Genomic DNA, 12,675 nt, shown 5'->3' with positions numbered 1-12,675 from the left:
TCTTACACAATTTATTTTATATTTAATATTTTAAATATTAAAACTATTATTAAGTAATATAAAAAATATATTTTATGTATTTTTATATTAATACAATTTATTTACATAAAAAATTATTTTTATTTAGGAAAAATATGAATTTGTTAAAATCATTGACTACTGTGAGTATTATAACATTATTTTCTAGATTATTAGGTTTTATTCGAGATAGTTTGATTGCTAAAATTTTTGGTGCTGGTATATATAGTGATTCATTTTTTATTGCATTTAAATTACCTAATTTATTAAGACGTATATTTGCTGAAGGAGCTTTTTCACAAGCTTTTACACCTATATTAGCAGAGTATAAAAATACTAGAACTGAAAGAGATACCAAACATTTTATATCGTCTATATTAGGCATTTTATTAATTATGTTAACGATTGTAGTGTTATTAGGTATTTTTTTTTCTTCTTTTATTATTTCATTGATTGCACCTGGATTTGTAAATACAGATTATAAATTATCACTAACATCAAAAATATTAAAAATTACATTTCCGTATATATTACTTATATCTTTATCTTCATTAGCAAGTTCAGTTTTAAATATTTGGAAAAATTTTTTAGTACCAGCTATTACACCAATATTACTAAATTTAAGTATGATTTTATTAATACTCATTTTCCCAGTTATTTTTGAACCTCCTGTATTAGTCTTAGCATGGTCTGTATTAATTGGTGGATTATTACAAGTATTATATCAAATAATATATCTTAAACAATTAAATATGTTAGTGTTACCAACATGTACAGTTATTAGTCATGGTGTTATCAGAGTTTTTAAAAAGATGGCAACAGCTATTATTGGTGTATCTGCTACACAAATTTCTTTATTAATTAATTCAGGATTATCATCTTTTTTAGTAACTGGGTCAATTACATGGATTTATTATGCTGATAGACTAATGGAATTACCAGTAGGTATGTTTGGTATTGCATTAACTATAGTACTATTACCAGCATTAACAGATGCTTATACACAAAATAATGAAACTGAATTTAATCAATTAATAGATCTAGGATTAAGACTATGTTTTTTATTAATTGTACCTAGTTCCCTTATTTTAGGTTTTTTGTCTAAATCATTATTAATTGCATTATTTCAATATGGACAATTTACTTATTTTGATGTTTTAATGACACAAAATAATTTAATTATTTATGCATTTAGTTTACTATTTTTAATAGTTTCTAAAGTTTTATCATTAGGATTTTATTCTAGACAAAATGTCATTACTCCTGTTAAGATATCAGTATGTGTATTATGTTTTACACAATGTATTAGTCCATTATTTATTTATTTTTTTAAACATTTAGGTTTTTCAATGGCTATTTGTTTAGCAGCATTTTTAAATGTACTTTTATTATTGTATACTTTAATAAAACATAAAATCTATGTACCACAAAAAGGTTGGTTATATTTTTTTTCACAGATTACTATTATTTCTTTTTTATTAAGTATTATTTTAATGTTATTAAAATATTATATTTCAGAAAGATGGCTGATTTTATCTACATTTAAAATACGTATTATATATATATTAAGTGTATGTTTGTTAATATTTCTTACATATATCATATTACTATTTTTGTTAGGTTTTAAAATGAAGCAATTTTCTATTAAAAATAATAGTAAGTAATTTATTTTATTGTATAAATATTTATACTAATATTTATACTTAAATATATGTTTTAATATATTATATATATTTTATACATACATATTATAAAATAATAAATATGATAATAATACATATTATTTTTTCATATATAGAATAAATGGAATATATATATAATGAAAAATACTGCAAAACTATTACATTTAAAATGTCATCAAAATTATATTGGTATATTTTTAACATCTACAGCATATACGAGATTATTAAAAATAAATGAAAATAATATTGATAAAAAATTTATTTATTTAAGTTTAAAAAAGTCTGGATGTTTAGGACATAAATATTATATTACATTATTTAAAAAAATAAATAATAGCATATTATTTTTTAATAAACAAATAGATATTTATATTGAACAAAAAAATATATTCTTAATAGATGGGATTATTATTGATTATGAAGTGCAACCATTTCATAATAAATTTAAATATTATAATAAAAATATTCAACATGTTTGTGGATGTGGTGAAAGTTTTAATATTAAAAATATACAAGAGAAATAATATGCAACAATTTCAAAAAAAGAAATATAAAGAAGGATTTAGTACTTCATTAAATAATGAACAATTTATTACTGGTATTAATTTAAATGTCATTAAGAAAATATCCAAAATTCGTAATGAACCTAATTGGATGTTAAATTTTAGATTAGCAGGATATAAATATTGGTCTAATAATATTGAACCACATTGGCTTCATGGACATTATAAAAATTTAAATTATCAAAATTATATTTATTATTCTGCTCCACTAAACAAAAACACTCGTAATACACATAATAAATATTTTACTCATGAAGTTAAAAATACTTTTGATAAATTAAATATACCATTAAATAATAATCAAAATATTGCTATCGATGCAATTTTTGATTCTGTTTCCGTAATTACTACACATCAAAAAATGTTATCAAAAAAAGGAATTATATTTTGTTCTTTAAATGAAGCTATTCAAAAATATCCTGAATTAGTTAAAAAATATCTAGGTACAGTTGTTTCTGCTAATGATAATTTTTTTGCTGCATTAAATGCAGCAGTAGCTTCAGATGGTACATTTATATATATTCCTAAAAATATACATTGTCCTATAGAATTATCTACCTATTTTCGTATTAATGAAAAAAAAATTGGACAATTTGAACGTACAATTTTAATTGCTGAAAAAAATAGCAGTGTAAATTATATAGAAGGTTGTTCTGCACCTATTAGAAATAATTATCAATTACATGCGGCTGTTGTAGAAGTTATTTTACATAAAAATGCAAAAGTAAAATATTCTACAGTACAAAATTGGTTTCCTGGTAATGAAAAAAAGGGTGGTATATTAAATTTTGTAACTAAAAGAGCCTTATGTAAAGGTGATAATAGTCAAATGTCTTGGACACAGTCAGAAACAGGTTCAGCAATTACCTGGAAATATCCTAGTATTATATTAAAAGGAAATGGTTCTATAGGAGAATTTTTTTCTGTATCATTAACTAATGGTTATCAACAAGCTGATACTGGTACAAAAATGATACATATAGGTAAAAATACTAAATCTACTATAATTTCTAAAAGTATTTCCACAGAAAAAAGTACGAATACTTATAGAGGAATAGTACATGTAAATACTTTATCACATAATGCACGTAATTTTACTCAATGTGATTCTATTTTAATTGGTAATCAGTGTAATACACATACTTATCCACAATTAAGTGTGTGTAATAATACGGCACAAGTGGAACATGAAGCAACAACAACTAGAATTGGAGAAGAACAAATATTTTTTTGTTTGCAAAGAGGTTTAAATATCGATGATGCAATTTCTATTATTGTTAATGGTTTTTGTAAAGAAATTTTTGTCAAATTTCCTTTAGAATTTGCTGTTGAAGCACAAAAATTATTATCTCTTAGTTTTGAAAATAGTATTGGATAATATATTTAATATTGCATACAAAAGATTATAAACATATTATGTTAATAATAAAAAATTTATGTGTTGATATAAATAAAAAAAATATTCTAAAAAAAATAAATCTACATATTAGATCTGGAGAAATACATGCTATTATGGGTCCTAATGGATCTGGGAAAAGTACTTTATCATACGTATTAGCTGGACATAATAAATATACTGTTACACAAGGTAACATTGTGTATAAAAAAAAAGAATTATTATATATGAAACCAGAAATTAGAGCTAGAGAAGGAATTTTTATAGCTTTTCAAGATACCATCGAAATTCCAGGTGTTACAAATTATTTATTTTTATTTAATGCATTAAACTCAATACGTAAATATCACAATTTAAAAATTTTAGATAAATTATCTTTTAATAAAATTATTTATCAATATTTAAATATGATTGATAAATCTCCAGATTTCATTCATCGTTTTGTTAATGTAGGTTTTTCTGGGGGAGAAAAAAAGATTAATGATGTCTTGCAAATGTTAGTTTTAAAACCAAATTTATGTGTATTAGATGAAATAGATTCAGGATTAGATATGGATGTTTTAAAAAAAGTTACGCAAATAATTAACAAGATTCACAAGAATAATAATACGTCTTTCATTATTATTACACATTATAGACGTATTTTAGATTATATTAAACCAGATTATGTGCATATATTATCTCATCATACTATTGTTAAGACTGGAGGAATGCAATTAGTAACTCGTTTAGAGGATTATGGTTATGACAATATATGAAAAAAATAATTTTATTGATAAATTAGAAAAATTATACATTTTACAACAAAATGAAAATTTTTGTGAATATAAAGAAAAATATTGGTTACAACTAAAAAAGATAATATATCAGACGAATAATCTTATTATACCTAAATTTGAACAAAAATATTATCATAATAAATATTTTACTAAAATAAATATAAAAAATTGTATCAATACAATCACAAATTTTTTTTTAATTAAAAATGCTATTTGTTTATATTTTATAAATGGTTTTTTTTATCAAAACTATAGTAATATTGAAAATGATTTTTACAAAATTATAATACATAAAAGAAATACTGGTTTATCAATTAAAAATAATTATTATAATAATTATGTGAGTATTTATTTAGCTTATATTTTTTCACAACAACAACTAACGATTAATATTAATGATATTACGAAAAATAGTAATTATACTGTTCCTGTATATTTTTTATATATAAATACTAACTTACATTTAGATCAAAATTATATTACTTCTAATTATTATAATACTATTAATATACATAGCAAAAATATAGTACTTATAGAACATTTTTTTAATATAAATAAATTTTATACAAACAACATCTGTATATACTATAATATACATGATAATACTCAACTTAAGCATCATACTATTATAACCAATAAACTTACTAATTTAAATAATTATCATAATACTTATTATGAATATAATTTACATAAAAATGTTAAAATGGTAAAATATGACTGCATAACATCAAGTTTAAATATTAAAAATATTAATAATTTTTATTTACAAGGTCATAATTCTTTTTTAACTTATAAAAGTTTAAATATAGTAAAAAAAAATAACTTAATTATACATAATTATTTAAAACATAACGGACAAAATTGTTATAGTTATCAATTGCATAAAACTATTGGTATAGAATCTTCTAGAATACATTTACTAGGTAACATTATTATTGATCATATAGCGGAAAATACATTTAGCAAAATGAAATTTAATAATTTATTACTTGATAAATTATCTAAAATAACAGTACATCCTGAACTTAATATTTATAATAATAATGTACATTCTAAACATAGTGCATTTATTGGTAAAATAAGTACTACACAAATATTTTTTTTAAGAACAAGAGGTATAGATATAAGAACTTCATTTACTATGTTAGTATATGGTTTTATGGAAGATATAGTAAAAGGTTTTAAATATATTAATATTAAGGATAATATTATACAATATATATATTCTAATTTATTAACTTAAAAGTATCTTATATGAATAAATATTCTATTAAAAATATTCGACTTCAATTTCCTATTTTTTCACATAAAATAAATCATTATCCATTAATTTATTTTGATAATGCAGCTACTGTACATAAACCTATACAAGTAATTACAGCACTAAAAAATTTTTATAAATATCATTATGCTTCTATACATAGAAGCATATATAAATTAAGCATTCAAGCAACAGATACAGTAGAAAAAATACGTGAACAAATAGCACATTTTATTGGCGCACAATATACACAAGAAATTATTTTTACAAAAAGTACTACTGAAGGTATTAATTTAATTGCTAATACTTGGGCAATAAATAATCTTAACAAAAATGATAATATTATTATATCTGAAATGGAACATCATTCTAATATTATACCTTGGAAAATTTTATCATATAAAATAGGATTTAAAATAAATATTATTCCATTAACAAATACCGGAAAATTACAAATAGAAAAATTATCTAATCTTATAGACACATATACTAAATTAATATCTATCACATATATTTCTAATGTTTTAGGTACTATTAATCCAATTAAAAATATTATACAAAAAGCTAAAAAAAATAATATTATTATTATCATAGATGGAGCGCAAGCTATAACACATAATAAGATTAATGTAAAAGATTTAGGATGTGATTTTTTTGTATTTTCTGGACATAAAATATTTGGTCCAACTGGTATTGGTATTTTATGGGGCAAAAAAAATATCTTAGAAAATATGGAACCATGGGAAACTGGTGGTGGCATGGTATTCAATTTTCAAAAAAATTCTAAACCTATCTGGGAAAAAATACCATGGAAGTTTGAAGCAGGAACACCTAATATTGCCGGTATTATTGGTTTAGGTGCCGCATTAAAATGGTTTAAAACATATGATATACAAGAAATTATTACATATAATAAATTTTTAACTAAATATTTTTTACAAAAAATAAAACTCATACCTGGTATAAAAATTTTTGGCAATCCTTTATTAGATAATAGAGTAGGTATTATATCGTTTAATTTATATCAACACCATGCTTATGATATTGGTAGTTTTTTAGATCAATATGGTATTGCTATACGTACTGGTCATCATTGTGCTATTCCAATTATGAACTTTTATAATGTTAAAACAATGTGTCGTGTATCTTTTACTATATATAATAGTATTGAAGAAATAGATTTTTTTATAAAAAAAATAATATATATTAATAATTTATTAAGTAAAAAATTATGAAAAAATATTCATTATTAAATAAAAATATTATGGAAGAAAATTTTTTAAACTGTATTAATTGGGAAGAAAAATATCTTTATATTATCGAATTAGGACATTATATTCCTTATCTATCACCAAATCAACATACTTTAGAAAATATTATTGTTGGTTGTCAAAGTCAAGTATGGATAACAATAAATATTGATGCTAGTGACTATGTTATATTTCATGGAGATAGCGATTCCGCTATTATAAAAGGATTATTAACAATGATTTTTATTTTTTATCATCATAAAAAATATTATGAAATTATTAATTTTAATATCCATATGTGTTTTAAAAAATTATCTTTAAATAAATATTTAACTTTATCAAGATTACATGGTTTAGAAACTATTATACAGACTATTAAAAACAAAATTCACAAAATACGTCAGAATACATAATTTTTTATATGAAAATATCAAAGTATTATAATACATAAATAAATAATGAAATTTTAATAAAAAATATCTTTTTTACATGATAAACATTTAGGAAATATTTATTATATGAAAAAAACAAAGATTGTTTGTACTATTGGTCCAAAATCTGAATCAAAATACATTTTATCTAAATTCTTAAATTTAGGAATGGATGTTATTAGACTAAATTTTTCACACAGTGATCATGACAATCATCTTAATAGAATTATTAAGATACGTGATATTATAAAACAAACAGGACAAAAAGTAGCAATATTATTAGATACTAAAGGGCCAGAAATACGGACAATGTATTTACAAAATGGCATGGATGTTCATTTATATGCTGGGCAAAAATTTATATTATCTACTGACCAAAACATTATTGGTAATAATCAATGTATTGCTATTACATATGCAGATTTAATCAATGATTTACATATTAATGATAAAATTTTAATTGATGATGGTTTAATTACTATGATAGTTACAGCATTTGATAAAAACCAAATAATATGTCAAGTACTTAATAATGGCATGTTATCAGAAAATAAAGGTATTAATTTGCCTGGCATAACTCTTAAATTACCATTTTTATCCAAACAAGATAAAAAAGATCTAATATTTGCTTGTCAACATACTGTAGATTATATTGCTGCTTCTTTTGTACGCTCTCCAGAAGATATTTTAGAGATGAAGCAATTTTTAAAATTACATGATGGTGATCATATACCTATTATTGCCAAAATTGAAAATCAAGCAGGATTAAAAAATTTTGATAGTATTTTAAATGTTTCTGATGGTATTATGGTTGCGCGAGGAGATTTAGGAGTAGAAATACCTGTTGAAGATGTTATTTTTGCACAAAAAATGATTATTAAAAAATGTAATTTTGCTGGTAAAATTGTAATTACTGCAACACAAATGTTAGATTCAATGATAAAAAATCCTAGACCTACTAGAGCAGAAGCTGGGGATGTTGCTAATGCTATATTAGATGGTACAGATGCAGTGATGTTATCCGGAGAAAGTGCTAATGGTAAATATCCAGTACAATCACTGAAAATTATGTCTACTATTTGTGAAAGAACAGATTTAATTATGGAAAATAGAATTAATTATTATCATCATAATGATATGAGTATTACTGATGCAGTATGTCGTAGTGCTGTAGAAATAGCAGAAAAATTAAAAGCGCCATTAATTATTGTTGCAACGAGATTAGGAAAATCTGCTAAAGCAATACGCAAATATTTTCCTAAAGCTATGATTTTAGCATTAACTACAAATTATAGAACAGCAAAACAATTAATCTTAAGTAAAGGTATTTTCCCTAAATTAGTAAAACAAATAGCATCTACTGATGATTTTTATATTATTGGTAAACAAGTAGCTTTATCCAGTAAATATGCTATTAAAGGAGATGTTATTGTTATGGTGTCTGGTGCATTAGTACCTAGCGGCACTACTAATACTACTTCTATACATATTATATAGAATAAAATTTATTATGATGTCTTATTTTATGTATTGCTGTATGTATAGTGGATATTGTTACGTTAATATCTTGTATTGTAGTAAACATACCAAAAGAAATTCTAATAGAACTGTGTATTTCTTTTTTTGTTAATCCAAGAGATTGAAGAACATGAGATAATTTATAAGAATTTGTCATACAAGCTGAAGATAATGATACTGCAATATTATGCATTTCTAATAATAATAATTTATTAAATATATTTTTAAATCTTAAATTAATAATATATGGAGAAGTATGATTTAAATCACTATTTAAAAATATACCTGGAATGTTTTTTACTCCGTCCCATAACATGTTTTTTAAAAATTTTATTCTTGTCATTTCATTCATGATATTTTTGTGTATTAAATATAATGCTTCTGCCATACCAATAATTTGATGTGTTGCTAAAGTGCCTGCACGCATACCTTTTTCATGATTTCCGCCATGTATTAAAGGTATTAAACAAGGATGTTTAGTATATAACACGCCAATACCTTTGGGACCATAAAACTTATGTGCTGAAAAAGAAAGTAAATCAATATTATAATTAGATAAATTAAATGGAAATTTACCTATACTTTGTGTAGCATCAACATGAAAAAAAATGTTTTTTTGTTTGCATATTTCCCCAATATGTTGTATATCTTGTATAATTCCTATTTCGTTGTTAATATGCATAATAGTAATTAATATAGTATTATGTTTTATATGATCTTTTAAATAGTCAAGATCTATTAAACCAATTTTAGAAACTGTTAAATAAGTAACATCACATAAATTTTGTTTTTCTAAAAAATAACAAGTTTGTAATGTTGCTGCGTGTTCACTAACACAAGTAATAATATGTTTTTTTTTAGGATATTTATAAATAATACCTTTAATAGCTAAATTAATAGATTCGCTTGCTGATGATGTAAAAATAATGTTTTGTGGATTACCACCAATTATTGTCGCAATTTGATATCTTGCTTTTTCAATATCTTCATGTACTTTTTGACCAAAATAATGTATTTGAGAAATTGAGTTACCAAAATTATCATTAGTTATTAAATAATTATACATTTTTTTAATGACTCTTATATCCATTGGAGTAGTAGCAGCGTAATCTAAATAAATATTGTTATGATGCTTTATAATGTTATTCATTGTTATGTTTATTATAATTTATAATTAGGATTTTATTGTGTATAAAATATTATGTTTGTCTCAATTAAATATTTTTATTTTTGATTCTGGTATAGGTGGTTTATCTATTTACAATTTTATTAAAAATAAATTTCAAAATATTAATTTTATTTATTTATTAGATAATGCATATTTTCCTTATGGCAATAAATCTAAAAGTTTCATACAAAAACGTTTATTAAAAATTTTATTCAATGTTAGTTATAAATATAACATTACATTAGCTATTATAGGCTGTAATACAGCTAGTGTATCTAGTTTACCTTATATAAGAAGATATTTTAATTTTCCTATTATAGGTATTTCACCTATGTTTGATAAGGCGATAAAAACTACTAAAAATAATGTTATTGGGATTATAGCTACTAATACTACTATAAATAACGTTCATATTCAAAAAAAAATAAACCTTATTAATACTAATAGACAATATTTAATATTATCATTAGCCTCACAAAGGTTAGTATATTTCGCAGAACAAAAAATTACTGGTAAAAATAATTCGATAAAAATTTTATATGATATTTTTAATACATGGTATCATTTACCAGTATTTCCAGATAGTATTATTTTAGGTTGCACACACTTTCTGTTTATAAAAGATGAACTCAAAAAAATTTTTCCTATACATACAATATTTATTGATTCTAATCATGAAGTACTTTTACAATTACAAAAAATAATTCAACCCACATCTCAAAAATATCATTTACAAAAAAATATTTTTCTTTATACAAAAAAAACCTTAAAAATAAAATGTCTAAAAGATTATATACATGATATAGGATTTCATTTTTCTACAAAAATTAAACTTATATAAGTATATTGTAGTTGCATTTTTTCACATAAAAAACTTGACTATAAATTATTAAGATGTACAATAATATTGTATTACATTTTTGTGATAGTTCTTTAATAATAAAAATTTTTTTCAGGACGTTCTCTGTAATTTAGTATTATGATTATAACTTAGTTTCTTAAGTAAGAATGTTGTTAGTTCTTACTTAAATAAGATTTATAACTGAAGAGTTTGATCATGGCTCAGATTGAACGCTGGCGGCAAGCCTAACACATGCAAGTCGTGCGGCAACGAGATAGAAATTATGTAAATTTTTTTTATTGTCGGCGAGCGGCGAACGGGTGAGTAATATCTGGGGATCTGCCTTATAGATTGGGATAACTATTGGAAACGATAGCTAATACCAAATAATATCGCAAGATTAAAGGTGGGGGATCTTTTAAGACCTCATGCTGTAAGAGGAACCCAGACGGGATTAGCTTGTAGGTAAGGTAATAGCTTACCTAGGCAACGATCTCTAGCTGGTCTGAGAGGATGATCAGCCACACTGGAACTGAGACACGGTCCAGACTCCTACGGGAGGCAGCAGTGGGGAATATTGCACAATGGGCGAAAGCCTGATGCAGCTATGCCGCGTGTATGAAGAAGGCCTTCGGGTTGTAAAGTACTTTCAATAAGGAAGAAGCAATAAAATCTAATATATTTTACTGTTGACGTTACTTATAAAAGAAGCACCGGCTAACTCCGTGCCAGCAGCCGCGGTAATACGGAGGGTGCTAGCGTTAATCGGAATTACTGGGCGTAAAGAGCACGTAGGCGGTTTATTAAGTCAGATGTGAAATCCCTAAGCTTAACTTAGGAACTGCATTTGAAACTAATTTACTTGAGTATCATAGAGGGGAGTAGAATTCCAGGTGTAGCGGTGAAATGCGTAGATATCTGGAGGAATACCGGTGGCGAAGGCGACTCCCTGGATGAATACTGACGCTCAGGTGCGAAAGCATGGGGAGCAAACAGGATTAGATACCCTGGTAGTCCATTGCTGTAAACGATGTCGACTTGGAGGTTGTGAGCTTGTCTCGTAACTTCCGTAGCTAACGCGTTAAGTCGACCGCCTGGGGAGTACGACCGCAAGGTTAAAACTCAAATGAATTGACGGGGGCCCGCACAAGCGGTGGAGCATGTGGTTTAATTCGATGCAACGCGAAGAACCTTACCTGGTCTTGACATCCATGGAATTTAATAGAGATATTTTAGTGCCTTCGGGAACCATGAGACAGGTGCTGCATGGCTGTCGTCAGCTCGTGTTGTGAAATGTTGGGTTAAGTCCCGCAACGAGCGCAACCCTTGTCCTTTGTTGCCAACGGCTTGGCCGGGAACTCAAAGGAGACTGCTGGTGATAAGCCGGAGGAAGGTGGGGATGACGTCAAGTCATCATGGCCCTTACGACCAGGGCTACACACGTGCTACAATGGTATATACAAAGGGCAGCATCCTCGTAAGAGTAAGCGAATCTCATAAAATATATCTTAGTTCGGATTGGAGTCTGCAACTCGACTCTATGAAGTCGGAATCGCTAGTAATCGTAGATCAGAATGCTACGGTGAATACGTTCCCGGGCCTTGTACACACCGCCCGTCACACCATGGGAGTGAGTTGTAAAAGAAGTAAGTTGTTTAACCATAAAAGGAGAACGCTTACCACTTTGTGATTCATGACTGGGGTGAAGTCGTAACAAGGTAACCGTAGGGGAACCTGTGGTTGGATCACCTCCTTTAATATAATTAAT

Annotated in this window: 10 protein-coding genes and 1 rRNA gene; 10 read left to right on the top strand and 1 reads right to left on the bottom strand. The window is 25.2% G+C overall.

Going from position 1 to position 12,675, the window contains the following annotated elements:
* Positions 1-134: 134 nt before the first annotated feature.
* The 8 genes from murJ to pykF all read left to right on the top strand — a co-directional run bounded on the left by murJ (position 135) and on the right by pykF (position 8,877).
* Positions 135-1,682: a murein biosynthesis integral membrane protein MurJ gene (gene murJ / locus GJT86_RS01835; RefSeq protein WP_168920572.1), complete on the top strand. Its 1,548-nt coding sequence runs from the start codon at positions 135-137 to the stop codon at positions 1,680-1,682.
* A 155-nt stretch (positions 1,683-1,837) separates the two neighbouring features.
* A complete protein-coding gene (locus tag GJT86_RS01830) occupies positions 1,838-2,224 on the top strand; it encodes an iron-sulfur cluster assembly accessory protein (RefSeq protein WP_168920571.1) in 387 nt (128 codons plus the stop codon).
* A 1-nt stretch (position 2,225) separates the two neighbouring features.
* Positions 2,226-3,641: a Fe-S cluster assembly protein SufB gene (sufB, locus tag GJT86_RS01825; RefSeq protein ID WP_168920570.1), complete on the top strand. Its 1,416-nt coding sequence runs from the start codon at positions 2,226-2,228 to the stop codon at positions 3,639-3,641.
* A gap of 38 nt (positions 3,642-3,679) precedes the next feature.
* Positions 3,680-4,417 carry a Fe-S cluster assembly ATPase SufC gene (gene sufC, locus GJT86_RS01820; protein ID WP_168920569.1) on the top strand — a complete coding sequence of 246 codons (738 nt, stop codon included), beginning with the start codon at positions 3,680-3,682 and terminating at the stop codon, positions 4,415-4,417.
* The gene (locus GJT86_RS01815) at positions 4,404-5,681 is read left to right on the top strand and encodes a SufD family Fe-S cluster assembly protein (RefSeq protein WP_211080487.1); all 1,278 of its coding nucleotides are present in this window, start codon (positions 4,404-4,406) and stop codon (positions 5,679-5,681) included. The genes sufC and GJT86_RS01815 overlap by 14 nt, the downstream gene beginning before the upstream one ends.
* An 11-nt stretch (positions 5,682-5,692) precedes the next feature.
* On the top strand, positions 5,693-6,934 hold the full coding sequence (locus GJT86_RS01810; protein ID WP_168920567.1) for a SufS family cysteine desulfurase: 1,242 nt from the start codon (positions 5,693-5,695) through the stop codon (positions 6,932-6,934).
* Complete coding sequence (gene sufE, locus GJT86_RS01805) at positions 6,931-7,362, top strand: cysteine desulfuration protein SufE (protein WP_246209051.1); 432 nt, start codon at positions 6,931-6,933, stop codon at positions 7,360-7,362. The genes GJT86_RS01810 and sufE overlap by 4 nt, the downstream gene beginning before the upstream one ends.
* A gap of 105 nt (positions 7,363-7,467) precedes the next feature.
* Positions 7,468-8,877 carry a pyruvate kinase PykF gene (gene pykF, locus GJT86_RS01800; protein WP_168920566.1) on the top strand — a complete coding sequence of 470 codons (1,410 nt, stop codon included), beginning with the start codon at positions 7,468-7,470 and terminating at the stop codon, positions 8,875-8,877.
* Here the strand turns inward: pykF and GJT86_RS01795 are convergent.
* Positions 8,870-10,048 (bottom strand): cysteine desulfurase family protein, encoded by a 1,179-nt coding sequence (locus GJT86_RS01795; protein WP_168920565.1) that lies wholly within the window; start codon positions 10,046-10,048, stop codon positions 8,870-8,872. The two genes, pykF and GJT86_RS01795, sit on opposite strands and share 8 nt — an antisense overlap.
* Positions 10,049-10,085: 37 nt before the next feature.
* On the opposite strand from GJT86_RS01795, the gene murI reads away from it, so the two are divergent.
* On the top strand, positions 10,086-10,907 hold the full coding sequence (murI, locus tag GJT86_RS01790; protein WP_168920564.1) for a glutamate racemase: 822 nt from the start codon (positions 10,086-10,088) through the stop codon (positions 10,905-10,907).
* A gap of 198 nt (positions 10,908-11,105) precedes the next feature.
* Positions 11,106-12,663 (top strand): 16S ribosomal RNA (locus GJT86_RS01785).
* The last annotated feature ends 12 nt before the right edge of the window (positions 12,664-12,675 follow it).

Source organism: Enterobacteriaceae endosymbiont of Macroplea appendiculata (assembly GCF_012571605.1).
Taxonomy (GTDB): Bacteria; Pseudomonadota; Gammaproteobacteria; order Enterobacterales; family Enterobacteriaceae.
This window is presented reverse-complemented; position numbering and strand designations above follow the sequence as displayed.

What these genes read in the sequence shown, in the direction of transcription:
- murJ (WP_168920572.1), top strand. Translation starts at nt 135, where the DNA reads ATGAATTTGTTAAAATCATTGACTACTGTGAGTATTATAACATTATTT.
- GJT86_RS01830 (WP_168920571.1), top strand. Translation starts at nt 1,838, where the DNA reads ATGAAAAATACTGCAAAACTATTACATTTAAAATGTCATCAAAATTAT.
- sufB (WP_168920570.1), top strand. Translation starts at nt 2,226, where the DNA reads ATGCAACAATTTCAAAAAAAGAAATATAAAGAAGGATTTAGTACTTCA.
- sufC (WP_168920569.1), top strand. Translation starts at nt 3,680, where the DNA reads ATGTTAATAATAAAAAATTTATGTGTTGATATAAATAAAAAAAATATT.
- GJT86_RS01815 (WP_211080487.1), top strand. Translation starts at nt 4,404, where the DNA reads ATGACAATATATGAAAAAAATAATTTTATTGATAAATTAGAAAAATTA.
- GJT86_RS01810 (WP_168920567.1), top strand. Translation starts at nt 5,693, where the DNA reads ATGAATAAATATTCTATTAAAAATATTCGACTTCAATTTCCTATTTTT.
- sufE (WP_246209051.1), top strand. Translation starts at nt 6,931, where the DNA reads ATGAAAAAATATTCATTATTAAATAAAAATATTATGGAAGAAAATTTT.
- pykF (WP_168920566.1), top strand. Translation starts at nt 7,468, where the DNA reads ATGAAAAAAACAAAGATTGTTTGTACTATTGGTCCAAAATCTGAATCA.
- GJT86_RS01795 (WP_168920565.1), bottom strand. Translation starts at nt 10,048, where the DNA reads ATGAATAACATTATAAAGCATCATAACAATATTTATTTAGATTACGCT.